Source organism: Trinickia diaoshuihuensis (genome assembly GCF_003390925.1).
In the GTDB taxonomy this organism is placed as follows: Bacteria; Pseudomonadota; Gammaproteobacteria; order Burkholderiales; family Burkholderiaceae; genus Trinickia; species Trinickia diaoshuihuensis.
Genome location: NZ_QUBS01000027.1, coordinates 89,718 through 113,071 on the forward strand (window position 1 = coordinate 89,718; position 23,354 = coordinate 113,071).

Annotated in this window: 18 protein-coding genes and 1 other RNA gene; 9 read left to right on the plus strand and 10 right to left on the minus strand. The window is 64.2% G+C overall.

What is annotated here, in order from left to right:
• Positions 1 to 74: 74 nt before the first annotated feature.
• On the minus strand, positions 75 to 1,940 hold the full coding sequence (locus DXT59_RS08520) for a tetratricopeptide repeat protein (RefSeq protein WP_116136468.1): 1,866 nt from the start codon (positions 1,938 to 1,940) through the stop codon (positions 75 to 77).
• Positions 1,941 to 2,119: 179 nt separating this feature from the next.
• On the opposite strand from DXT59_RS08520, the gene DXT59_RS08525 reads away from it, so the two are divergent.
• Complete coding sequence (locus DXT59_RS08525; protein WP_116136469.1) at positions 2,120 to 3,853, plus strand: FAD-dependent monooxygenase; 1,734 nt, start codon at positions 2,120 to 2,122, stop codon at positions 3,851 to 3,853.
• Positions 3,854 to 3,899: 46 nt separating this feature from the next.
• On the opposite strand, the gene DXT59_RS08530 is transcribed toward DXT59_RS08525, so the two are convergent.
• From DXT59_RS08530 to DXT59_RS08545, 4 genes are read right to left on the minus strand one after another with little or no spacing between them, the layout of a single operon-like run.
• Positions 3,900 to 4,142 carry a formate dehydrogenase subunit delta gene (locus tag DXT59_RS08530; RefSeq protein ID WP_116136470.1) on the minus strand — a complete coding sequence of 81 codons (243 nt, stop codon included), beginning with the start codon at positions 4,140 to 4,142 and terminating at the stop codon, positions 3,900 to 3,902.
• A 46-nt stretch (positions 4,143 to 4,188) separates the two neighbouring features.
• On the minus strand, positions 4,189 to 7,143 hold the full coding sequence (gene fdhF, locus DXT59_RS08535; protein WP_116136592.1) for a formate dehydrogenase subunit alpha: 2,955 nt from the start codon (positions 7,141 to 7,143) through the stop codon (positions 4,189 to 4,191).
• Between the two features lie 15 nt (positions 7,144 to 7,158).
• A complete protein-coding gene (locus tag DXT59_RS08540) occupies positions 7,159 to 8,721 on the minus strand; it encodes a formate dehydrogenase beta subunit (RefSeq protein ID WP_116136471.1) in 1,563 nt (520 codons plus the stop codon).
• A complete protein-coding gene (locus tag DXT59_RS08545; RefSeq protein ID WP_116136472.1) occupies positions 8,718 to 9,233 on the minus strand; it encodes an NAD(P)H-dependent oxidoreductase subunit E in 516 nt (171 codons plus the stop codon). The genes DXT59_RS08540 and DXT59_RS08545 overlap by 4 nt, the downstream gene beginning before the upstream one ends.
• A 133-nt stretch (positions 9,234 to 9,366) precedes the next feature.
• On the opposite strand from DXT59_RS08545, the gene DXT59_RS08550 reads away from it, so the two are divergent.
• Both DXT59_RS08550 and DXT59_RS08555 read left to right on the plus strand, forming a co-directional pair.
• A complete protein-coding gene (locus tag DXT59_RS08550; protein ID WP_116136473.1) occupies positions 9,367 to 10,461 on the plus strand; it encodes a substrate-binding domain-containing protein in 1,095 nt (364 codons plus the stop codon).
• 158 nt (positions 10,462 to 10,619) lie between these two features.
• Positions 10,620 to 10,886, plus strand: coding sequence for a hypothetical protein (locus DXT59_RS08555; RefSeq protein ID WP_116136474.1), 267 nt, complete (start codon positions 10,620 to 10,622; stop codon positions 10,884 to 10,886).
• A gap of 99 nt (positions 10,887 to 10,985) precedes the next feature.
• Here DXT59_RS08555 and DXT59_RS08560 read toward each other — a convergent pair whose 3' ends face one another.
• The gene (locus tag DXT59_RS08560; protein WP_116136475.1) at positions 10,986 to 12,347 is read right to left on the minus strand and encodes a Fic family protein; all 1,362 of its coding nucleotides are present in this window, start codon (positions 12,345 to 12,347) and stop codon (positions 10,986 to 10,988) included.
• 111 nt (positions 12,348 to 12,458) lie between these two features.
• Here DXT59_RS08560 and DXT59_RS08565 point away from each other — a divergent pair, with 111 nt between their 5' ends.
• On the plus strand, positions 12,459 to 12,857 hold the full coding sequence (locus DXT59_RS08565) for a GNAT family N-acetyltransferase (protein WP_116136476.1): 399 nt from the start codon (positions 12,459 to 12,461) through the stop codon (positions 12,855 to 12,857).
• Positions 12,858 to 12,974: 117 nt separating this feature from the next.
• On the opposite strand, the gene ssrA is transcribed toward DXT59_RS08565, so the two are convergent.
• The 4 genes from ssrA to ompA all read right to left on the minus strand — a co-directional run bounded on the left by ssrA (position 12,975) and on the right by ompA (position 15,744).
• Positions 12,975 to 13,344: a transfer-messenger RNA gene (gene ssrA / locus DXT59_RS08570) on the minus strand.
• Positions 13,345 to 13,492: 148 nt separating this feature from the next.
• On the minus strand, positions 13,493 to 14,206 hold the full coding sequence (locus DXT59_RS08575) for an HAD-IA family hydrolase (RefSeq protein WP_116136477.1): 714 nt from the start codon (positions 14,204 to 14,206) through the stop codon (positions 13,493 to 13,495).
• A gap of 35 nt (positions 14,207 to 14,241) precedes the next feature.
• The gene (gene ubiG / locus DXT59_RS08580; protein ID WP_116136478.1) at positions 14,242 to 14,940 is read right to left on the minus strand and encodes a bifunctional 2-polyprenyl-6-hydroxyphenol methylase/3-demethylubiquinol 3-O-methyltransferase UbiG; all 699 of its coding nucleotides are present in this window, start codon (positions 14,938 to 14,940) and stop codon (positions 14,242 to 14,244) included.
• Positions 14,941 to 15,081: 141 nt separating this feature from the next.
• Positions 15,082 to 15,744 (minus strand): outer membrane protein OmpA, encoded by a 663-nt coding sequence (ompA, locus tag DXT59_RS08585; protein WP_116136479.1) that lies wholly within the window; start codon positions 15,742 to 15,744, stop codon positions 15,082 to 15,084.
• A gap of 501 nt (positions 15,745 to 16,245) precedes the next feature.
• On the opposite strand from ompA, the gene gyrA reads away from it, so the two are divergent.
• The 5 genes from gyrA to hisC all read left to right on the plus strand — a co-directional run bounded on the left by gyrA (position 16,246) and on the right by hisC (position 23,303).
• Complete coding sequence (gyrA, locus tag DXT59_RS08590; RefSeq protein ID WP_116136480.1) at positions 16,246 to 18,873, plus strand: DNA gyrase subunit A; 2,628 nt, start codon at positions 16,246 to 16,248, stop codon at positions 18,871 to 18,873.
• 162 nt (positions 18,874 to 19,035) lie between these two features.
• A complete protein-coding gene (locus DXT59_RS08595; RefSeq protein WP_116136593.1) occupies positions 19,036 to 19,641 on the plus strand; it encodes a DUF2059 domain-containing protein in 606 nt (201 codons plus the stop codon).
• Between the two features lie 213 nt (positions 19,642 to 19,854).
• Positions 19,855 to 20,937, plus strand: coding sequence for a 3-phosphoserine/phosphohydroxythreonine transaminase (serC, locus tag DXT59_RS08600; protein WP_116136481.1), 1,083 nt, complete (start codon positions 19,855 to 19,857; stop codon positions 20,935 to 20,937).
• A gap of 58 nt (positions 20,938 to 20,995) precedes the next feature.
• Entirely contained in the window at positions 20,996 to 22,078 is a 1,083-nt protein-coding gene (gene pheA, locus DXT59_RS08605) for a prephenate dehydratase (protein WP_116136594.1), read from the plus strand.
• A gap of 112 nt (positions 22,079 to 22,190) precedes the next feature.
• The gene (hisC, locus tag DXT59_RS08610) at positions 22,191 to 23,303 is read left to right on the plus strand and encodes a histidinol-phosphate transaminase (RefSeq protein WP_116136482.1); all 1,113 of its coding nucleotides are present in this window, start codon (positions 22,191 to 22,193) and stop codon (positions 23,301 to 23,303) included.
• The last annotated feature ends 51 nt before the right edge of the window (positions 23,304 to 23,354 follow it).

A 23,354-nucleotide genomic window follows, 5' to 3' on the forward strand; every position in this document is an offset into this window, starting at 1 on the left:
TCGCGCGGCCCCGGCGGCCGCTCGAAAACAAGCGCGCGGCGCGCGGACGTGAGATGTCCGCGCGCCGCGCTGCTTTATCGGCCCAGCACTTCGCGCGTGAGCGCCTGGGCGACGGTTGCGACGACGCTTTCCCATTGTCCCGGCGAAGGCTGGCGCACGAGCCGCGCGCTGGGGTACCAAGGGCTGCGGTCGGTGTTCGTGAACCAGCGCCAGTCGGCCGCATAAGGCAGCATGAGCCAGAGCGGCTTGCCGAGCGCGCCGGCCAGGTGCGCAATCGACGTATCGATGGAAACGATCGCGTCGAGCCGGTCGACGACGGCAGCCGTATCGGCGAAGTCGCCGATACGCGTATCGAACCGGTGGATCGAGGCCGTGCGCGCGAACGTATCGAGCGCGCGTTTATCGTCGTCGCTCAGATTCGGCTGAAGCACGAGCCAATCGATACTCTCGAGCGCGAACAGCGGAGCGAGGGTTTCGATTGGCATCGCCCGGTTTTCATGCGCCTGAATGCGGCCCGACCAGGCGAGCCCGATCTTGATTTTCGCGTGGCCTCCCAGTGAGCCGCGCCAGCGGCGCCGGTACGCGGCCGGCACCTCCAGATAGCGGCCGGGAGACGGCAATGTCTCGAGCGTCGTGCCGAGAACGAGCGGCAGGCTTAGCAGCGGACAGCATAGGTCGGCTTGCGGCCGCGCTTGCCCCGCGATGGCCACCGCGATGCGCCAGTCGGTTGCGAGCGGCGCGACGAGCGGCTCCAGTTCGCGCTGCACCGTCACGATGACCCGGCCGACGCGCTCACGCGCGAGCGGCACGAACCGAAGGAACTGCAAGGTATCGCCGAAGCCTTGTTCCGCTTCGATCAAAAGCGTGCGTCCGGGGGCCGGCTCTCCGTGCCATCGGGGTGCGGCGGGCGCCGCTTCGCCGGCCGCCGCAGCTATCGCGAGCCGTGATTCATAGGCGGGCAAACCGCGCGTGAAATCGCCAAGCGTGAGCAGCGTCAGCGCGCGGTTCAGTTGCGCCGACGCCAGATCGGGCCGCAGCCGCAGTGCTTGATCGAAGGCCCGCAGCGCGGCTTCGTGCGAGCCGAGCGCATGGTGCGCATTGCCGAGCCCGAGCCATGCGAGCGCGAGTTGCGGATCGAGCCCGACCGCGCGCTCGAAGCGGGCGATCGCGTCGCGGTAGCGGCCCTGCGCAGCGAGCGCATTGCCGAGCCCCAACAGCGCGGGAGGGAAATTGCCCTGCAGCGCTAGCGCAGCCTCGAACGCGCCGGCGGCTTCCTCGTGACGGCCGACGGCGTCCAGCGTATTGCCGAGGTTGAAGTGCGCGGCGACATAGTTCGGCTGCGCCGCCAGTGCCGCCTGAAATTGCTCGATCGCTTGCTCCGTGCGCCCGAGCGCCGCTAGCGCCATGCCGAGATTGTTGTGGGCGCCTGCGTGTCCCGGCCGCAAGGCAAGCGCCTGTGAGAACGCCGCGATCGCTTCCTGCGTGCGGCCCAACGCGTGCAGCGCATTGCCGAGATTGTTGTAAATCGAGGCGTCGTTCGGTTGCAGACGCAACGATCGTTCGAAGGCGAGCACGGCGTCTTCATGGCGTCCCGCCTGCGCGTAGGCGTTGCCGAGATTGTAATGAGCAAGCCCGAAATCCGGCGCGAGCGACAGTGCATTGCGAAAACGCTCGATCGCGCCATCGAGCTTGCCCAATGCCTTCAACGCGTTACCGAGATTCAGTTGCAGGCCCGCGTCGTCGGGCCGCAATGCCACGGCCCGGCCCACTAGCTCGGCCGCTTCTTCGTGGCGGCCTTGCTGATGGCGGAGCACACCCAGGAGGTGGAGGGCGTCGGTGTGGACGGGATCGGCGTCGATCGCGGCACGGTAATCGCGCTCGGCGTCGGCGAGTCGTCCGTCACGATGCGCCGCGTAGGCGCGCGCAAAAAAGGGATCCATGACGGCAGGCAATGGCGCAAACGCGGCATTGTCCCATACTCGCGAGGTGCCCGGCCGCGGGCGCCCGGTGCTGTCGTCGTGACCGAAGGCACGGGTGATTCGGCTGGCGCGGTTCGGGCCCCGATCCCGGTCGGCCGGCGTACACTTGGCGGGATCTCTTCGTTCGCCGGAGGACAAGCATGGCCGCCGTCAACGTCAACGCGCTGCCGGTGCTGATCGTGGGGGCTGGGCCGACCGGGCTCGCTTGCGCGATGAGTTTGGCTCGATCACGCGCAAGCGTACGCGTGATCGATCGCGCGCCGCACCCCGCGCCGCATTCGCGGGCGATCGGCATACAGGCTCGTACGTTGGAGCTGTTCGAACAACACCGCCTCGTAGACCCGATCCTCGAACTCGGACACCGTTTGCGCGCCGCGAATCTCTATTCGAACGGCACGCGGCTCGCGCGGCTCGATTTCGACCCGCTGCACACGCGTTATCCGTATCTGCTGTGCTTGGAGCAGTCGGCGACGGAGCGCGTGCTGACCGAACACCTCGCCACGCTGGGCGTGCGGATCGAGCGCGGCGTCGAACTCGTCGGGCTACGGCAAGAGGCCGCGCAGGTCGAGGCGCAGCTTTTGCACGTCGACGGCCGGCAGGAAATTTGCCGGGCGGCCTATGTGGTCGGCGCCGACGGCGCGCATAGCACCGTGCGCCATCTGCTGGGTCTGAACTTCGCGGGCCAGGCGCTTGCTCAGACGTTCCTGCTCGCCGATCTACAAATCGCATCCGATTTGTCGGACGATGAATTTCACCTCTTCGCTTCCGCCGACGGGCTCGCCGGGATCATTCCGATGGGCGGCGGGCGTCACCGTTTCATCGCCGACAATGCGACCGCTTTGACGCATGGCTCGGCGCAACTGCGTACAAACGGCGAGTCGGTGCAAGCGATGCAACCGGCCGCGGCCACCGAGGACGATCCCCCTTCGCTGGAGCTATGCCGCGCCGTCGCGCAGCAGCGCGCGCATCATCCGTTGATGCTGTCGGAACTCGGCTGGTCCAGTTATTTCCATATCAACAGCCGCATGGTGGAGCGGCTGCGGACGCAGCGCGTCTTTCTGGCCGGCGACGCCGCACACGTCCACAGCCCGGCGGGTGCGCAGGGGATGAACACGGGCATCCAAGAGGCGCTGAACCTCGGCTGGAAGCTTGCCTGCGCGTTGGCCGGCAAAGCGGGCGATGCGCTGCTCGATACCTATCAGATAGAGCGCCACCCGATCGAGCGCGACGTCTTGCGCCAAACCGCCTTTATTACCCAACTGGCGGAAGCAGAGCGCGGTCCGCTCAAGCTGCTGCGCGAACGCGTGATGCCGGTGTTGGCCGCCTTCGGCCCGCTGCGCGATGCGGCTCGGCTGATGGTCAGCGAACTGGCGATCCAGTACCGGCGCAGTCCGCTCACGCTCGAACGCGTGTTGGACGGCGGGCCGCGGGCCGGCGAACGGGCCCCCGATGCGCTCGTTCATGTCGTGGATGGTCCGCTCGGGCGAGCGCCGGGCACGGGGCGTCTGTACGACTTGCACGACCCGGCGTTTTTTTCGCTATTCATCCTCGTGGAGCCGCCGAACGGCGAGCCGTCCGAACTCGATGCGGCGCCCGCGCTCGCGGCCCCCGAGCCTACCGCCGATCCCGAACTCGACCGTCTAAGCGCGAGCATCGAGGCTGCGCTGCCGGGGGCGGTGCGAATCTGGCGCGTGACGGACGCCGGCGACGACGAGGCGTTCTCGCTCACCTCGACTTATGGACGCACGCGACCGGCGTTTTATCTCGTGCGGCCCGACGGCTACATCGGCGCGCGCGGGCGGCCCGCTTCCGATGCGAGCGCGCTCGCGCGGCACTGCGAGGCATGGTTCGCGCATGCCCCCAAGGTAGTTTGACCGGCTCGGCGCCTCGCGCTTTGCACGCACTCCGAGCGTCGCCGCTTTATGCGGCCGCGCGAGGCGTCAATGCGTCGCGCGCGCGTATAAGCGCCTCCCGTACGATCGGGGAGATTGCCGCGCCGGCGGCGGGATCGTCGAGCGAAGCCAGAATCGCGCGGCGCATCCGCGGCTCCCAGAAGCGCCGGATATGATCGGCGATACCGGCTAGCGCTTCGTCGCGATCGGGCATCGACGCAAAAAACTCGCCGATCTGGTTTGCCATCTCGATCAAATGCTCGGTGTTCATCGCCGTTCGCTGTCGTTCGTCGGGTTGGTTTTGCCGGTCATGGCGTTCATTTGCCGCTGGCAGCACCGGCCAGCGAACGTTCGCGCTCGCGCAGCAATTCGAGCTGCGTTTGGTTGAAGCGTTCGTAGCGTTGCTGCCATTCGGACGGCTGCTGCACGGGCTGCACCTGGACAGCCGTGACTTTGTACTCGGGGCAGTTCGTCGCCCAATCGGAGCTATCGGTCGTGATCACGTTCGCACCGGACTCGGGGAAGTGGAACGTCGTATAGACGACGCCGGGCTGCATCCGTTCGCTGACGAGGGCCCGCAGCACGGTTTGCCCCGCGCGCGATTCGATGCCGACCCAATCGCCCGTCGCGATGCCGCGTTCCTGCGCGTCGTGCGGATGGATTTCGAGCCGATCTTCCTCGTGCCAGCGCGAGTTTTCCGTGCGCCGCGTCTGAGCCCCGACGTTGTATTGCGAGAGGATGCGTCCGGTCGTCAGCAAGAGCGGGTAACGTCGCGTGACCTTTTCGCGCGATGCCACGAATTGCGTGATGACGAACTTGCCCTTGCCGCGCACGAACGCGTCGACGTGCATCGTCGGCGTGCCTTCCGGCGCTTGTTCGTTGCACGGCCATTGGACGCTGCCTAGCCGGTCCAGCAGTGCATAGGAGACGCCGCTGAACGTCGGCGTGAGCCGCGCGATTTCGTCCATGATCTCCGACGGATGGGCATAGTCCATCTCGTAGCCGAGCGCGCGCGCCAGCATCAACGTGACTTCCCAATCGGCGTAGCGCGCAAGCGGCGGCATGACGCGCCGCACGCGCGAAATCCGGCGTTCGGCGTTGGTGAACGTGCCGTCTTTTTCGAGGAACGACGAGCCCGGCAAGAAGACGTGCGCGTACTTCGCCGTTTCGTTCAAGAAGATATCCTGAACGACGATGCATTCCATCGACGTGAGCGCGGCCGCCACGTGCTGCGTATCGGGATCCGATTGGACGATGTCCTCGCCTTGGCAATACAAGCCCTTGAAGCTGCCGTCGAGCGCCGCGTCGAACATGTTCGGGATGCGCAGGCCCGGTTCAGGCTGGAGCGTCACGCCCCAGGCGGCCTCGAATTGATGCCGCACCTCGTCGCCGCCGATATGGCGGTAACCGGGCAGTTCGTGCGGGAACGAGCCCATGTCGCACGAGCCTTGGACGTTGTTCTGACCGCGCAGCGGATTGACGCCGACGCCCTCGCGGCCGATGTTGCCGGTTGCCATCGCGAGGTTCGCGATGCCCATGACCATGGTCGAGCCTTGCGCGTGTTCGGTCACGCCGAGCCCGTAATAGATCGCGGCGTTGCCCCCCGTCGCGTATAAGCGCGCCGCTTCGCGCACTTGCTCGGCCGGTACCCCGGTGACGTCGGCCGTGGCCTCGGGCGAATTCTCCGGCTGCGAAACGAATGCGCGCCATTGCTCGAACGCGAGGGGTTCGCACCGCTCGGCGATGAACGCTTCGTTCAGTAGACCTTCGGTGACGATCGTATGAGCCAGCGCGTTGACGAGCGCGACGTTCGTACCGGGGCGCAGTTGCAGATGGAAGGCGGCCTTCACATGCGGGCCGTCGACCAAGTCGATACGGCGCGGATCGGCGACGATGAGCTTGGCGCCTTCGCGCAGGCGCCGTTTCAGGCGTGAACCGAAAACCGGGTGTCCGTCCGTCGGATTGGCGCCGATGACCATGATCACGTCGGCGTGTTCGACCGATGCGAACGTCTGCGTGCCGGCCGACTCGCCGATCGTCGTTTTCAGGCCATAGCCGGTCGGCGAATGGCAAACGCGCGCGCAGGTATCGACGTTGTTGTTGCCGAACGCGGCGCGCACGAGCTTTTGGACGAGATAGGTTTCCTCGTTCGTGCAACGCGAGGACGTGATGCCGCCGATCGAATCGCGTCCGTACTTCGCTTGCACGCGGCGGAACTCCGAGGCCGCGTACGCGATCGCCTCTTCCCAGCTCACCTCGCGCCACGGATCGGTGATCTTGGCGCGGATCATCGGCTTCGTGATGCGGTCCTTATGCGTGGCGTAGCCCCAAGCGAAACGGCCTTTGACGCAGGCGTGGCCTTCGTTGGCTTGACCGTTTTTGTGGGGCGTCATGCGCACGACTTGCGAGCCTTTCATCTCGGCCTTGAACGAACAGCCGACGCCGCAGTAGGCGCACGTGGTGACGACCGAATGTTCGGCTTGGCCCGAGAACGTGATGCTTTTTTCGACGAGCGTCGCGGTGGGGCAGGCAGCGACGCACGCGCCGCACGAGACGCACTCGGACTCCATGAACGGCTGGCTCTCGCTCGCCGCAACGCGCGATTCGAAACCGCGTCCGGCGATCGTCAGGGCGAACGTGCCTTGCGTTTCCTCGCACGCGCGAACGCAGCGATTGCAGACGATGCACTTCGAAGGATCGTACGTGAAGTAAGGGTTCGATTCGTCCTTCGTGTCCTTCAAATGATTGGCGCCGTCGAAGCCGTAACGCACCTCGCGCAGACCGACGACCCCGGCCATGTCCTGCAACTCGCAGTCGCCGTTGGCGGGGCACGTCAAGCAATCGAGGGGGTGATCGGAGATATACAGCTCCATTACGTTGCGGCGCAGCGCTTGCAGCCGGTCGCTTTGCGTGCGCACGCGCATGCCCGCTTCGACGGGCGTCGTGCACGACGCGGGATAACCGCGCTTGCCCTCGATTTCGACGAGGCACAAACGGCACGAGCCGAACGGCTCCAGCGAATCGGTCGCGCACAGCTTGGGCACGTTCACGCCGGCTTCGATCGCGGCGCGCATGACCGAGGTGCCCGCAGGCACGGTGACGTCGCGGCCGTCGATTTCGAGCGTCACGTCGGTGTCCGCGTGCCTGCGGGGCGTGCCGTAATCGGTATCGTCGAATGGCGCGGCCGCGTTCGATCGGCACGCGCAGTGGGCTGAACCGCAGCCGCCCGGATTCGTCGCGGCGGATGGGGTAGGGGCGCTCGCCTGGGGCATATGAAGCTCCGTCAATCAGGCCGCGGCCGCTTTCGGCGCAGCGGGGCGAAGACCGAAGTCTTCAGGGAAATGATCGAGCGCGGACAGCACGGGGTAGGGCGTCATGCCGCCCATCGCGCACAGCGAGCCCGCTACCATCGTGTCGCATAGGTCGCGCAGCAAGTGAATCTGCTGCTCCGAAGTATCGCCGTTACGGATACGAGCGATGACCTCGACGCCGCGCGTCGAGCCGATGCGGCACGGCGTGCACTTGCCGCACGATTCGACGGCGCAAAACTGCATCGCGTACTGCGCGAGTTCCGCCAGGTTCGAGGTGTCGTCATGGACGACGAGCCCGCCGTGTCCGATGACGGCGCCGACTTGCGCGTAGGCCTCGTAATCCATCGGGATATCCCACTGGCTTTCGGGCAGGTAGGTGCCGAGCGGGCCGCCGACTTGAACGGCGCGCACCGGGCGGCCGCTCGCGGTACCGCCGCCGAAGGTCTCGACGAGCTCGCGCAGCGTGACCCCGAAGGCAAGTTCGACGAGCCCGCCGAATTTGATGTTGCCGGCCAATTGGAACGGCAGCGTCCCGCGCGAGCGGCCCATGCCGAAGTCGCGATAGAACGATGCGCCCCGGGCGAAGATGATCGGCACCGACGCGAGCGTGATGACGTTATTGACGACCGTGGGCTGCCCGAAAAGCCCGGCGAGCGCGGGCACAGGCGGCTTGGCGCGCACGACGCCGCGCTTGCCCTCGAGCGATTCCAGCAGCGCCGTTTCCTCGCCGCAAACGTAGGAGCCGGCGCCCTTGGCCACTTCGAGCTCGAAGGCGTGTGGGCCATCGAGGACGCGCTCGCCGAGCCAGCCCGCCTCGCGAGCGCGGCCGATGGCGGCGTTCAGCGTGGCGATCGCGTGCGGGTATTCGCTGCGTACATAGATGTAGCCGCGCGTTGCACCCGTGGCGATGCCGGCGATGATCATGCCTTCGATCAGCGCGAACGGATCGCCTTCCATCGCGAGACGATCGGAGAACGTGCCCGAGTCGCCCTCGTCGGCATTGCAGACGATGTATTTTTGCGCGGCTTTGGCCTCGCGCACCGTGCGCCATTTGATGCCGGCGGGAAATGCCGCGCCGCCGCGGCCGCGCAATCCCGATTCGAGCACCGTTTCGCAGGCCGCCTCCGGGCTCATTGCGAGCGCTGCCTTCAGCCCCGCAAGGCCGCCGTGAGCGACGTAATCGTCGATCGAAAGCGGATCGGTCAGCCCTAGGCGCGCAAAGGTCAAACGCTGCTGGCGTTTCAAGTAGGGGATGTCGTCGACGATGCCGACCGAGCGCGCATGCGCGCCGCCCGTGAGCCACCCGGCATCGAACAGCGACGCAACCTCGCTTGCCTCGACGTTGCCGTAGCCGACGCGTCCCGCCGCGGTTTGCACTTCGACGAGCGGTTCGAGCCACAGGAGACCGCGCGAGCCGTTGCGCACGAGTTCTATATCGAGCGAGCGGCGGGCGGCTTCGCGCACGATGGCGTCGGCAATCGCGTCGGCGCCTTGGGCGAGTGCCGACGAATCGCGGGGAACGTAGATGCGCGTGCTCATGCGCCCTCCGCGGAGGCTGCGACGGCCGGCGCTTCGGCCAGGGCCGCTTCGAGGAGCGCGTCGAACTTGCTCGGCGTGACTTTGACGTGCAGCTTGCCGTTGATCGTCATCGAAGGAGACAACGCGCATTGGCCGAGGCAGTAGACCGATTCGAGTTCGACCTCGCCCGCGGCGGCGTTGCTCGCTTCATGGCCGGCATCGAAGCGGCAAGCCGTGCGCGCTTCGATATGTCGGGCCAGCGCCTCGGTGCCCATGCTGCGGCAGGCTTCCGCGCGGCACAGCGCGACGGCGACGCGTGCCGGCGGCTGGGTACGAAAGTGATGGTAATAGGTGATGACGCCATGGACCTCGGCGCGCGAAAGATTGAAGGCGCGCGCCAGCGGCGCAACGGCTTCGGGCGGGACGAAACCCGCCTCGTCTTGAATGGCGTGCAGCACCGCGATCAGCGATGCGCCCGGCGAGACGTGCTGGCGGACGAGTTCGTCCGGCGCCGCGGCGCTGGCGTGTTCCAAGGTGGGGCTCCTCTTCGACTCATCAATATGCACTTGCTCGTCATATAGCGTGCATATATTCTCGGCTCTAGCCGTTGTTCCCGAACAATAGGCGTGGGACACCCGTTGTGCAATAGGAAGTCGGACAGCATAAATGATTGAGATCAAATGCGTCGCGGAATTGGTCGTACGCGACAGCACGGGCCGCGAGGCGAGCTTGACGGACATCGTGCCGCTATTGGCGCTGGTCGATGAAACGGGCAGCATCGCGCAAGCCGCCGGCGAGCGACAGTTGTCATACCGCCATGCGTGGGGACTGCTGCGCGCGCTCGAGTCGCGGCTCGGCGGCGAGCTGATCGCGAAGGAGCGCGGCAAGGGCTCGGCGCTTTCGGCATTGGGGCGGGCGGTCGTGCAAGCGCAGCGTGCTTGCGCGGAGCGGTTGGACGGGACGTTGGCGCAGTTTGCGAGCGAAGTGACTGCGGAGTTGAACCGGCAACTCGGCGCGGGCGGCACCACGCGCATTCATGCCTCGCACGGCTATGCGGTGGCGGCGCTCGTCGCGCAACTGGGCGCGCAAGCGGTTGACGCCGTCGAGATCAAATACCGGGAGAGTGCCGAGGCGGTGGCGGCGCTGGCGCGCGGGGAGTGCGACTTTGCCGGCTTTCACTTGCCGCGCGGCGCGTTTCGCGAATTTTGCGCCGATATCTACCGGCGCTGGCTCGACCCTCGGCGGCACGTGCTCGTCTATTTGACCGCGCGCAAGCAGGGGCTTTTTCTGACGAAAGGCAATCCCAAAGGCGTGCGCGGGCTCGATGACCTCGCGCGTCCCGACGTGCGTTTCGTCAACCGCCAACCGGGCTCCGGCACGCGGCTGCTGCTCGATCTTGCGCTCAATAGCGTCGGCATCGATCCCGAACGGATCAATGGGTACGCGTCGACTGAACTCACGCATACGGCGATCGCGGCGTTCGTCGCGAGCGGCATGGCCGACGCCGGTTTCGGGGTTGCGCCGGCCGCGCACCACTTCGGGCTCGATTTCGTGCCGATCGTCGACGAGGACTATTACTTCGCGTGCGATCGTGCGCGGCTGACGGCGCAGCCGCTGGCGGCGGCGCTAGCCGTGTTGCGCAGCGAGGCGTTCCGCGCCGGGGTGGCGACGCTGGAGGGCTACGACCCGACGCACTGCGGCGAACTGATCGATGTGACGGCGGGCTTGCGCGGCAGTGCTGTCGCGGGCGATGGACTCTGATTGACGCCTAGGATTCGGCGGCTTGCAGGCGGCGATGCGGTGGTTCCGATTACGGCGGTAACCGTGTCGGCTGCAAGACGGGCGGGTTCTGCGTTACGCTTACGGTTCTCGAATTGTTCTGATCTGGACCGCGCCGTCTGGCGCGGCAATCGCTAGCTATGAAATCGCTTTTCAATGTGTGCGCCGGCGCCGCGGCGGCCGGTATGCTGTTCGCGGTCGCGTCGATCGCATTCGCGCAAAACGCGCCGGGTGTGCCCGGAGGAATTTTGCAGGACGAATTCAAACTCCAAGCACATCCGCAATTGGAGTTCGCGGCATCGGCGCCGTCGAAGAAGTATCAAAACCGGACGTCGAAGATGCGCAAGAAGGGAGATAACGGCGATCCGAACGGCTGCAATCTGCAGTGTCCGGACGATGCGGAGTGATGGCTGCGGCGGGAGCAGCGGTTTGTTCTGGCTGGTCCTGCGTTGCGCAAGGAACCGAAATGCTGGTTTAAGTTCCACCTGGCATTGAACCCTCGTCCGTCAGCGGCCATGAACTGCTTTCCACGCTGTGTATTCGGACGGTCGTAACCCGTAGCGGGCTAGCACGCCCTCGTGCAGCCTGCGGAGTTCATCGACGATCAGTGCCTCGACGCTTATTTGCTCGTCCTCAGGAACGTGTTTTTCGACAGCTCGCTGAATAGAGGAAAGCGGTTCTAGTTCCGGTTGTGCGACCACTTCGCGGATAGTCTGTTTGATGAGATCGCGCCAAGCTAAGCGGAGCGGATCGGGCTCCACCAAATCCTGCTTGATCGCCAGATACTCCTGCGTCGAACGTTCGTAGGCCCAGACGTAAAGATCGCGGAGCAACTCCACGCGTGTCATTTCATAGACGCCGAGGATGGCCCGACTGTAGGCAAGCTCCGGCACGTCCAGAAAAGTCAGAGGGCAAAGATTCGAACGGAACAGCGGTATATTCGCGGCCAATCGCGAGGTGCGCTTGTTGACATCGGCAAAAGGTTGCAGGTAGGGCACGTGCACCATGATGAAGAAGGACTGCTCGAACGGGTCGGCAATTTGGTTGGCTTTGCCCAGAAGCACGTCCAGCGCGTCTTCGATTTGCTGTGGTGTTGAAAGCGGACGGTAGACGCTCTTGCCGATATCGACAGCGTGCTGGCGGATTCGTCCCTCATCCGCTGGGTTGGGTAACAGGTTTTCCGCCAAAGCACTGTGCAAGTTCATGAGAGTGTAGCGGTTGAACTCGGCATTCTCGATGTTTTCGACGAGCAGTTCGATTGCTGTCTTGTGGTTCAGGATCATCTGGGTTTCGATGGCCGCCTTGCCCCGTGCGGCCTTGCCATGCTCGATGAGCTCACGCGTGTCGAGCCGGGAGTACGTATTGCCCTCTAAATGGCTGGATGCCCATGACAAGTCGATGAGTAGTCGATTCAGAACGGCGCGGCTATAGGTGCCGGCAGGTCCGCCGACCTCCGGGGTTCTGCCCATCTTATGTAATTGGCGGCGCAGCGACTCTGACAGATACCAGCTCTCACCGGGCCGGTACGCATCGAGAAAGTCGCGCTGATAGCCTACCGGTTTGCGCGCTGGGAGAGGCCTATCGATATAGGCCAAGATGTCCTGGCTGTCCGCCGACACCGGAATGAACGGCGGGAATTTCTCTGCTGCGGTAGCCGCGTCGTCACTGCCGGAATACGCATTCGGACGAAAATAGCGACGGGCTTTGCCCTCGCCCAATGCGGCGATTTCTCCGCTATCGATCAGCTTTCTGAGTAGCCGTTGTGCTGTTCGCCTGGCGATCTGTGGATGCGCAGTGAGCAGATCGGCCAGCGTGACCCCGTCCTCGGATCCCTGGATCGTGTTCAGCAAATCTGTCGCGGATGACATAGCAGTTGGCATCGTTCGAGTCGCACTTGGCGCGGTATGGCGCAGTTTAGCAAACCGCGCCACTATGTACTGGGAAGTATGGCGCAGTTCCCCGTGAACTGCGCCACATAGATGTTCGCGATTTGCCGAACGCGAGGGGACAGCGCCACGTGTAAGATCGTCGGCGCGGTCGGCTTACTCCCAGTCGCCTATGAAGCGCATTTCACGCCGGCAGTGGAAATCGGCTGGCGTATCGCGCGTTCCTTCTGGGGTTTGGGCTACGCCCCCGAAGCTGCCGCAGCCGCAATCCGCTTCGGCTTCGAGCGGCTTCAATTGCCCGAGATCGTGGCCAACGCGGGTGTCGCCAATGAGAAATCGATGCGGGTGATGGCGAAGCTGGGGATGGTCCGCGACCCAAACGACGATTTCGACCATCCGTTGGTCCCGGACGGAACTCGACTGCGCCGCCAAGTGCTGTACCGGCTTACGCGGAGCCGATGGCTCGCCCAGTCCGCGCCACCCGGCCCCTGATGCTAGGTCTGCGTCCGACGACCGGAGGGTGTCGACGATCCAGAATGCAAAAAACCCCTAGGATGCTGAGTTCCTAAGGGTTCTAGCATTCAGCGTTATCACGCTGAACGGTCAAATTGGTGGAGCCGGCGGGAATCGAACCCGCGTCCAAGAGCAGTCCACACCCAGTTCTACATGCGTAGTTCTGTCTTTTGATTTAACCGGAGCGACGCGGACGAACACGCTGCGCTACGGCGATTCACTAGATTTTCGACCTTGGCGTCGTGACGCCACCAAGGCTTAACTGACGTATATGACCTCTGGCGGTATTGCTACCGGTCTTGCGACACTAGCCCGTCAGTGAGCTAGGCAGAGGACGGCGGCCCTTAGGCTGCCAGTGCGAACGTTTCGTCGTTTGCAGTTACGTTTTTCCCATTGATTAACGAGGTGACGGGTCCTCGGCATGCCCTGACTGCTTCATAACCCTTGTCGAAACCAGGTCGGCCCCGGGGTTGCAAGAAACAATTATCTCACAGAACCCAAGGTGGTGCGCCTCGCCCGTAAATCAAGGGAAGGCGCGGCAAGGGGACGCGCGGGCCGATGGAAAATGAAATCACAGCCGTTGCGGCGGCCGCGCGCCGCAACGCCCGCTCCGCTCAACCTAGCGTGGCTAGTAGAAGGGCGAGTTGTCCCGGCGAATCGACGATATGCTGCGCGTGCCACATCGCGGGCGGCAAGTCCGTGCCGCAGTACCCGTACGCGGCTGCAACGGTTGCCATCCCGGCGGCGAACCCCGCTTGAACGTCGCGCAGATCGTCGCCCACGTAGACGATTTGGCCAGGCGGCAACGCCAGTGCTTCGGCGGCATGCAACAGCGGGGCCGGATGCGGTTTCGAGTGCGGCGTCGTATCGCCGCTCACGACGCACCCCGCGCGCGCCAACAACCCGAGCTGTTCGACGAGCGGTATCGTGAGCCGGCCAACCTTGTTGGTCACGATGCCCCAGCGGATGCCGCGGGCATCGAGCGCTCCCAGCAGTTCGGCAATACCGGGGAACAGCGTCGTTTCGATGCACAAGTCGGCTTCGTAATTGGCGAGGAATTCCTCGCGCATCGGGGCGAACTCCCGGTCATCCGGGCCGATACCGAAGGCGCCGCCGATCAACCCGCGCGCACCGGCAGACGCCAAGGGACGCAACTGCTCCACGGGGATTAGTTCAAGGCCGCGGTCGCGCCGCATCTTATTGACGGCGGCCGCAAGGTCGGGTGCGGTATCCGCCAGCGTGCCGTCGAGGTCGAACAGGGCGGCGCGGCAGTGCGAGAGGCTCGGCGCGGCGTCTTGCTGCGCGCTGGGCGAGGACGTGTGGCTCATAAATCGGCAGTCGTAGGCGATCGAAGGTGGTCGGCTCAGCCGTCGCGGCGGCAGGCAAAGACATAATTGACGCTCGTGTCGTCCGATAGCGAGAAATGCTTGCCGAGCGGACGATACGCGATGCCCTTGACCTCCACCTCGCGCAATCCCGCCGCCCGCGCGAATCCCGCCAGCTCCGAAGGGCGAATGAAACGCGCATAGTCGTGCGTTCCCTTCGGCAGCATCTGGGCGATGTATTCAGCGCCGATCACCGCCAGGAGATAAGACTTCACGTTGCGGTTGAGCGTCGAGAAGAACACCCAGCCGTCGGGCTTGACGAGCGTCGCGCAGGCTTTGACGATCGCCGCGGGGTCGGGCACGTGTTCGAGCATTTCCATGCAGGTGACCACGTCGTAGCTTCCGGGCTCGCGCGCGGCCAGTGCTTCCGCCGCGATTTCCTCGTATTCGACGGTGACGCCGCTCTCCAGGCTATGCAAGTCGGCCACGCCGAGCGCTTGATTCGATAGGTCGATGCCTTTGACCTGCGCGCCGAGGCTCGCCATCGACTCGGACAAAATGCCGCCGCCGCAGCCGACGTCGAGCACACGCTTGCCCGGCAGATGGGCATGCGCATCGATCCAGGCGAGTCTGACGGGATTCAGTTCATGCAGCGGTTTGAATTCGGCATTCGGATCCCACCAACGGTGTGCAAGGTCGCTAAATTTGCGTAGTTCGTGGGGATCGGCATTCGTCATAACGTTGCGAGAGGGAGAGGGCCCGGATTAGGCTGAGTATATCGAGGGTTGCGCGCCGCGGCAAAACGGGCCCGCGGCGACGGGCGCGGCCAGAAAAAAACCCCGCCGAAGCGGGGTTTTTCTTGAAGCGGGAAGGATGGCTTATTGGCCAGCCGGCGCGCTGCTCGTGCCGACAACTTCCACTTCCACGCGACGGTTCGGTGCCAGGCAGGCGATGAGCGCCTTGCGGTTCTTCTGCGCGCAATCCGTCTTGACGGGGTTGCGCTTGCCCTTGCCTTCCGTGTAGATCTTGTTCGCGGGCACGCCCTTGCTGACCAAGTATGCCTTCACGGCTTGCGCGCGGCGCAGCGACAGACGGTCGTTGTACTTGTCCGAACCGATCTTGTCCGTGTAGCCCGTCGCAACGACGACTTCCAGGTTCATGCCTTGGAGCTTCGAAGCCAGCTCGTCCAGCTTTTCCTTGCCGGCCGGCTTCAGGATAGCCTTGTCGAAGTCGAACAGCGTGTCGGCTTGGTACGTCACCTTCTGGCTCGTGATCGCCGGAGCAACCGGAGCGACCGGTGCCGGCGGCGTCGGAGCTTGCGCGACCAGCGCGCCGTCACACTTGGCGTTGGCCGTGGCCGGCGTCCAGAACGCATCGCGCCAGCAAAGCTCGTTCGTGCCGTTCATCCACACGTATTCGCCGGTGCCGTTCACCCAGTTGTCGTTCGTAGCTTGTCGCGACGCCGGCACCGACTGTGCCGATGCGGATGCAGCCACAACTGCGGTAGCTGCAATGAACGCGAGCTTTGAAAATTTATTCATATTTCTCCTCTCGAAATTGAGATTACCGCAGGTTTACTGCGAGCCTGGATGACGAAGACAAGTCATACATTGCTCGAAGTATAACATTGGTGCGGTACAAAAAACGCGGGACCCTGTGGACACTTCGAGCAGCGTCTAACCAAGTGCGTTGGCATTTTGCCATATCGTTCCCTTCTTACGAAAAAAAAATCCCGCCGTCTCCAACCGCCTCTTTCGATTGTGGTGCTTGAGCAACAGGACGGCCGGGCGCGGCTTTGCGGGCGATCGCCGGTTGCACGTCCCGTGCCAGGCGCCCCGAAACAATCGTTTGCGCGCGCCGGCAAAAATGGCGGCCTTTGGGCCGTCGCCGCGCGCGGCCGTGGGGGAGTACGTACCGCATATCTCGGGCGCCGCTGGCCGCCATGTTAGAATCGCGTGATGCCCGGCGCCTCCTGCCGGGCCCGCGGGAGTGGGCGCGCCGTGCTGTTTTCGCTCCGCTCGCGCCCGAAAACGATACGGATAATGGATCAATTCGCCAAAGAGACTCTGCCGATCTCCCTCGAGGAGGAAATGCGCCGTTCGTATCTCGATTACGCGATGAGCGTGATCGTGGGGCGTGCGCTTCCCGACGTCCGGGACGGCCTCAAGCCGGTGCACCGTCGCGTGCTGTACGCGATGCACGAGTTGAACAACGATTGGAACCGCGCCTATAAGAAGTCGGCGCGTATCGTGGGCGACGTCATCGGTAAATATCACCCCCACGGCGACGTCGCGGTCTACGACACGATCGTGCGCATGGCGCAGTTCTTCTCGCTGCGCTACATGCTCGTCGACGGGCAGGGCAATTTCGGTTCGATCGACGGCGACAACGCCGCGGCCATGCGGTACACCGAAATCCGGATGGCCAAGATCGGCCATGAACTGCTGTCCGACATCGATAAGGAAACGGTCGACTTCGGTCCGAACTACGACGGCAGCGAAAGCGAGCCGCTCATTCTGCCGGCGCGTATTCCCAATCTGCTGATCAACGGCTCGTCGGGGATCGCCGTCGGGATGGCGACCAACATTCCGCCGCACAATCTGAGCGAGGTCGTCGACGCCTGTCACCATCTGCTGAAGAATCCGCAGGCCACCGTCGACGAGTTGATCGAAATCATCCCGGCGCCCGATTTCCCCACGGCCGGCATTATCTACGGCGTGGCGGGCGTGCGCGACGGCTATCGCACGGGGCGCGGGCGCGTCGTCATGCGGGCCGCCACGCACTTCGAGGAGATCGACCGCGGTCAGCGCATGGCGATCATCGTCGACGAACTGCCGTATCAGGTGAACAAACGCTCGCTGCTCGAGCGGATCGCCGAGCTCGTCAACGAGAAGAAGCTCGAGGGCATCTCCGACATCCGCGACGAGTCCGATAAGAGCGGCATGCGCGTCGTCATCGAGCTGAAGCGCGGCGAAGTGCCGGAGGTCGTCCTCAATAATCTGTACAAGGCGACGCAGCTACAAGATACGTTCGGCATGAACATGGTCGCGCTCGTCGACGGCCAGCCGAAGCTGTTGAACCTGCGCGAGATGCTCGACGCGTTCCTCTCGCACCGGCGCGAGGTGCTGACGCGGCGCACTGTATACGAACTGCGCAAGGCGCGCGAACGCGGTCACGTGCTCGAGGGCCTCGCCGTCGCGCTCGCGAACATCGACGAATTCATCGCGATCATCAAGGCCGCGCCGACGCCGCCGATCGCCAAGCAAGAATTGATGGCGCGGGCCTGGGATTCGTCGCTCGTGCGCGAAATGCTGTCGCGGGCCGAATCCGAGAACGCCGCCGCGGGCGGGCGCGAGGCCTACCGTCCGGAAGGCTTGAACCCGGCTTTCGGCATGCAGGGCGACGGTCTGTACAAACTGTCCGACACGCAGGCCCAGGAAATTCTGCAGATGCGTCTGCAGCGTCTGACGGGGCTCGAGCAAGACAAGATCATCGGCGAGTACCGCGAAGTGATGGCTCAGATCGCCGACCTGCTCGACATTCTGGCGCGGCCGGAACGGATCACGGCGATCATCGGCGACGAGTTGACGGCGGTGAAGGCCGAATTCGGCGACGCGCGCCGCTCGAAGATCGAGTTGAACGCGACGGAGCTGAACACCGAAGATCTGATCACGCCGCAGGATATGGTCGTGACGATGTCCCACACGGGCTACGTCAAGTCGCAGCCGCTCTCGGAATACCGCGCGCAAAAGCGCGGCGGGCGCGGCAAGCAAGCCACGCAGATGAAGGAAGACGATTGGATCGATACGCTGTTCATCGCGAACACGCACGATCACATTCTGTGCTTCTCGAACCGCGGCCGCGTCTACTGGGTCAAGGTGTACGAAGTGCCGCAGGGCTCGCGCAACTCGCGCGGCCGGCCGATCGTCAACATGTTCCCGCTGCAAGAGGGCGAGAAGATCAACGTCGTGCTGCCGGTCAAGGAGTTCTCCGCCGACAAATTCGTCTTCATGGCCACGGCGCTCGGTACCGTCAAGAAAACGCCGCTCGAGGCTTTCAGCAGACCATTGCGCAAAGGTATCATTGCGGTCGGCTTGGATGACGGCGATTACCTGATCGGCGCCGCGATCACCGACGGCCAGCATGACGTCATGCTGTTCTCCGACGCGGGCAAGGCCGTGCGCTTCGACGAGAACGACGTGCGGCCGATGGGCCGCGAGGCGCGCGGCGTGCGCGGCATGCAGCTTGAAGACGGGCAGCAGGTCATCGCGATGCTCGTGGCCGGCAGCGAAACTCAATCCGTGTTGACGGCAACCGAGAACGGATACGGCAAGCGTACGCCGATCACGGAGTACACGCGGCATGGGCGCGGCACCAAGGGTATGATCGCGATCCAGACGTCGGAGCGCAACGGCAAGGTCGTGGCCGCCACGCTCGTCGATGCCGAAGACCAGATCATGCTGATCACCAATACGGGTGTGCTCATCCGCACGCGCGTGTCGGAAATTCGCGAGATGGGCCGGGCTACTCAGGGTGTTACACTCATCAGCCTTGATGAGGGTACGAAGCTGTCGGGCCTTCAGCAAATCGCGGAAGCCGATTCGGACGTCGATGTCGACGGCGAGGGCGCCGCGCCGGACGACGAAGCGGGCGAGGACGCCGCACAGTAAGCCGTGCGTAATTGCCGCCGCGCCGCGGTTTGACGAAAGACAACGAAGCGCGCGAGCGATCGCGTTATACCTCGAGCGCGTCCGCCCAGTGGCTAGGTGGCGGATGCGGCGAGATTGCCGCGAGGCTGCGCGCGAACGATTCATTTTTTTGAGGGAGTAATGATGCAACGACGATTCAAGCAATGGATGCTGCTGGCTGCTTTCGTGCCGACTTTCGCGATGGCGCAAGCCCTCCAAAGCCAAGCGCCCGCGGCTTCGGCCGCGACGGCCGCCGCGCCGGTCGATCCGGCCAAGCAAGCTGCGATCAAGGAGCTGCTGGACGCGATCGACGCGCAAAAGCTCGTCGGTGCGATCGGTAACAGCGCGCAGATGCAAGCGAAGCAGTACGTGCCGGAAATCCTGTCGGAAGCCTTGTCCGAGAACAAGACGCTGAACGACAAGCAAAAGCAAGCCGCCGTGCCGACGCTGCAAAAGAACGCAGTGCCCAAGCTCGTGGATTCGGCGGGCCAAGTGTTCGCGACCGACGGTTTCCGTCAAGACGCGATGCAAGCGCAATACGATGCGTACGCCAAGTACTACTCGACGGACGAACTCAAAGACCTGACGAAGTTCTATAAGAGCTCGACGGGCCGCAAGTTCATCCAGGTGCAAGACCAGGTGGGCCGCGACGTCGTCGGCAGCCTGATGCAGAAGTACATGCCGCAATCGATCCAGGCCACGCGCACGCAAGCCGATAAGGAAGTCGCCGCGGTCAAGCCCGGCAAGTAAATCGCCGTCGAGCCCGCGAGGGCTTCGATTGCGCGGGCCCGCTCGCCGGGTCCGGACAAGCGTTTTTCGATCGGCGGTGCGATAATGGCCGTTTGCGCACAATGCGCGAACGGCCATTATCTATTTCTGACTTGAGTGCGGCGCATTCGACGGCGGCATTGCGCCTCCGCTCTTTTGTGCCCTTGCGTTCCATCATCCTCGGGGGTTCTCACGATGCGCGTCTTCAATTTCTCGGCCGGCCCGGCGGCATTGCCCGAAGAAGTGTTGCGTCAAGCGGCCGATGAAATGCTCGATTGGCATGGCAGCGGCATGAGCGTGATGGAAATGAGCCATCGCGGCCGCGAGTTCATGTCGATCCATGAAGAGGCGCTGACCGACGTGCGCGAGTTGCTTCAGGCGCCCGCGAGCCATCGCATCTTGTTCCTGCAGGGCGGCGGGCTCGGCGAGAACGCGATCGTGCCGATGAACATGCTCGGCAAGCGCGACGTCGCCGATTTCGTCATTACCGGTTCGTGGTCGCAAAAGACGTTCAAGGAAGCCGCCAAGTACTGCAAGCCGCACGTGGCCGCCAGCGGCGAAACGGCGAATGGATTCACGCGCTCGCCCAAGCGCTCGGAATGGCAATTGTCGGACGATCCGGCCTATGTCCACCTGTGCACGAACGAGACGATTCACGGCGTCGAGACGTTCGACATCCCGGAGCTGGGCGACATTCCGCTCGTGGCCGACGTGTCGTCGCACATCTTGTCGCGCCCGCTCGATGTCGCGAAGTACGGCGTCATGTACGGCGGCGCGCAAAAGAACATCGGCATGGCGGGTTTGACGATCGTCGTCGTGCGCGAGGATTTGCTCGACCGCGCGCTGTCGATTTGCCCATCGGCGTTCGAGTGGCGCATCGTCGCCGAGAACAATTCGATGTACAACACGCCGCCCACCTACGCGATTTATATCGCCGGCCTGGTCTTCAAGTGGCTGAAGCGTCAGGGCGGATTGAAGGAAATCGAGGCGCGCAACCTCGAAAAATCGAAGCTGCTGTACGAGACGATCGATGCGAGCAGCTTCTATCTGAACAAAGTGGAGCGCGAATCGCGTTCGCGAATGAACGTACCGTTCTTCCTCGCGGACGAGTCGCGCAATGATGATTTCCTTGCCGGCGCGAAAGCGCGCGGGCTGATGCAGCTCAAGGGCCACAAGTCCGTCGGCGGCATGCGGGCGTCGATTTACAACGCGGTGCCGCTCGAAGGCGTCAAAGCGCTTGTCGAGTATATGAAGGATTTCGAACGCACTCGCGCTTAATCGCGCGGGGCAGGGCGTGCGCGGTGCGCCGCCCGTTTTCGATACGGCCGTTTTACGCATGGACGACGAACTCAATTCACAGTTGAAGCCGCTGCGCGACGCGATCGATGCGATCGACGCGCAGGTCATCGCGCTGCTCAATCAGCGTGCGGCGATCGCGCTCGAAGTGGGCGAGGTCAAGAAGCGCTACAACGCACCCGTGTTCCGCCCGGAGCGCGAGCAGCAGGTGATTTCTCGCTTGCAGGCGCTGAGCGAGGGTCCGCTCGAGAGCGAACACATCTGCGCCATTTGGCGCGAGATCATGGCGGCGAGCCGCTCGCTCGAGCACCCGGTCACGGCGGCTTACCTCGGCCCGGCCGGCACCTATAGCGAAGAGGCGATGTACGAGTACTTCGGTCATTCGATCGAGGGGCTTGCCTGCCCGTCGATCGACGAAGTATTTCGCAGCGTCGAGGCAGGCGCCGCGCAGTTCGGCGTCGTGCCCGTGGAGAATTCGAGCGAGGGGGCGGTGTCGCGCACGCTCGATCTGCTGCTGCAATCGCAGTTGCTGATCGGCGGCGAGCTCGCGCTGCCGATTCGGCACAATCTGCTCACGCAAAGCGGCGCGCTGACGGGCATCTCGCGCGTGTGCGCTCACGCGCAGGCGCTCGCGCAGTGTCAGCGCTGGCTTGGCGCGAACTTACCGCATATCGAGCGGCAAGCCGTCTCGAGCAATGCGGAGGCGGCGCGCATGGCTTCGCTCGATCCGAGCGTGGCCGCGATCGCGAGCGATCGTGCCGCCGCGTTTTACGGCTTGCAGGTTGCGAGCGCGTTGATTCAAGACGATCCGCAAAATCGCACGCGGTTCGTGATGATCGGCCATACGCCGGCGGGGCGCAGCGGCTACGATCAAACGTCGCTGATCGTGTCGGTCAAGAACGAGCCGGGCGCCGTGTTCAAGCTGCTCGAACCGCTGGCGCGCCACGGCGTGTCGATGACGCGGTTCGAGTCGCGTCCCGCGCGCATCGGTACGTGGGAGTACTACTTCTATATCGATGTCGAAGGTCATCGCGAGGACCCGCCCGTCGCCCGCGCGCTCGCGGAACTCGGTAAGAAGGCTGCGTTTCTCAAAATCCTCGGCTCGTACGCGCGTTCGCGCTGATGCCGCGCGGGACCGCGGCCGGCCGCGGCCGCTCGACTGACGACGATGGATGCGCTCTCGCATCGGCATCCATCGGTACGACCCATCCGTGCTGTCCGCTTTGGAGAGACTCATGACGATGCAATACGGCCCTTCCTACGTGCGCCAAATCGCCCCTTACGTTGCCGGCAAGCCGATCTCGGAAGTCGCGCGCGAATTCGGGCTTGACGAGTCGCGCATCGTGAAGCTGGCATCGAACGAAAATCCGCTCGGCATGCCCGATTCGGCCAAGGCCGCGATGGCGCGTGCCGCCGCGGAACTCGGCCGCTATCCCGATGCGAATGCATTCGAATTGAAAGCGGCGCTCGCCGATCGCTACGGCGTGCCCGCCGAATGGATCACGCTCGGCAACGGCAGCAACGACATCCTGGAAATCGCCGCGCATGCGTTCGTCGAAAAGGGGCAATCGGTCGTCTACGCGCAGTACTCGTTCGCGGTCTATGCGCTGGCGACGCAAGGACTCGGCGCGCGCGCGATCGTCGTACCCGCGGTGCGGCACGGCCACGATCTCGATGCCATGCTCGCGGCCATCGAGGACGATACGCGGCTCGTGTTCATCGCCAATCCGAATAACCCGACCGGTACGTTCATCGAAGGGCCCGCGCTCGAGGCGTTTCTCGAGAAGGTGCCCAGGCGCGTCGTCGTCGTGCTCGACGAGGCCTACACGGAGTATCTCCCGGCCGAGTTGCGCTACGATTCGATCGCATGGGCGCGCCGTTATCCGAACCTCGTCGTGTCGCGCACGTTCTCGAAGGCGTTCGGCCTCGCCGGGCTGCGCGTCGGCTTTGCGATCGCACAGCCCGACCTGACCGATCTGCTCAACCGCCTGCGCCAGCCGTTCAACGTCAATACGATCGCGCAGGCCGCGGCGATCGCGGCGCTCGGCGATACGGCGTTCCTCGAAAAGACGGCGGCGCTCAATGCCCAAGGCTACCGTCGTTTGACGCAAGCGTTCGATAAGCTCGGGCTCGAGTACGTGCCTTCGTTCGGCAACTTCGTGCTCGTGCGCGTCGGTAGCGACGACGGCGCCGGTGCGCGCGTCAATCTTGCGCTGCTCCAGCAGGGCGTGATCGTGCGCCCGGTCGGCAATTACGGGCTGCCGCAGTGGCTGCGCGTGACGATCGGTTTGCCCGATGAGAACGAGGCGTTCATCGCGGCACTCGAACAAGCACTGGCGCCGGCGTAAGCCGGGCGCCGCTTTTTTCGCGCGCATCATGCGCGTGCGTTTCTTTCCGTT

Bases quoted from the DNA above. Each gene is read 5' to 3' on its own strand.
- DXT59_RS08520 (WP_116136468.1), bottom strand. From the start codon at position 1,940: ATGGATCCCTTTTTTGCGCGCGCCTACGCGGCGCATCGTGACGGACGA.
- DXT59_RS08525 (WP_116136469.1), top strand. From the start codon at position 2,120: ATGGCCGCCGTCAACGTCAACGCGCTGCCGGTGCTGATCGTGGGGGCT.
- DXT59_RS08530 (WP_116136470.1), bottom strand. From the start codon at position 4,142: ATGAACACCGAGCATTTGATCGAGATGGCAAACCAGATCGGCGAGTTT.
- fdhF (WP_116136592.1), bottom strand. From the start codon at position 7,143: ATGCCCCAGGCGAGCGCCCCTACCCCATCCGCCGCGACGAATCCGGGC.
- DXT59_RS08540 (WP_116136471.1), bottom strand. From the start codon at position 8,721: ATGAGCACGCGCATCTACGTTCCCCGCGATTCGTCGGCACTCGCCCAA.
- DXT59_RS08550 (WP_116136473.1), top strand. From the start codon at position 9,367: ATGATTGAGATCAAATGCGTCGCGGAATTGGTCGTACGCGACAGCACG.
- DXT59_RS08555 (WP_116136474.1), top strand. From the start codon at position 10,620: ATGAAATCGCTTTTCAATGTGTGCGCCGGCGCCGCGGCGGCCGGTATG.
- DXT59_RS08560 (WP_116136475.1), bottom strand. From the start codon at position 12,347: ATGTCATCCGCGACAGATTTGCTGAACACGATCCAGGGATCCGAGGAC.
- DXT59_RS08565 (WP_116136476.1), top strand. From the start codon at position 12,459: ATGTTCGCGATTTGCCGAACGCGAGGGGACAGCGCCACGTGTAAGATC.
- DXT59_RS08575 (WP_116136477.1), bottom strand. From the start codon at position 14,206: ATGAGCCACACGTCCTCGCCCAGCGCGCAGCAAGACGCCGCGCCGAGC.
- ubiG (WP_116136478.1), bottom strand. From the start codon at position 14,940: ATGACGAATGCCGATCCCCACGAACTACGCAAATTTAGCGACCTTGCA.
- ompA (WP_116136479.1), bottom strand. From the start codon at position 15,744: ATGAATAAATTTTCAAAGCTCGCGTTCATTGCAGCTACCGCAGTTGTG.
- gyrA (WP_116136480.1), top strand. From the start codon at position 16,246: ATGGATCAATTCGCCAAAGAGACTCTGCCGATCTCCCTCGAGGAGGAA.
- DXT59_RS08595 (WP_116136593.1), top strand. From the start codon at position 19,036: ATGCAACGACGATTCAAGCAATGGATGCTGCTGGCTGCTTTCGTGCCG.
- serC (WP_116136481.1), top strand. From the start codon at position 19,855: ATGCGCGTCTTCAATTTCTCGGCCGGCCCGGCGGCATTGCCCGAAGAA.
- pheA (WP_116136594.1), top strand. From the start codon at position 20,996: ATGGACGACGAACTCAATTCACAGTTGAAGCCGCTGCGCGACGCGATC.
- hisC (WP_116136482.1), top strand. From the start codon at position 22,191: ATGACGATGCAATACGGCCCTTCCTACGTGCGCCAAATCGCCCCTTAC.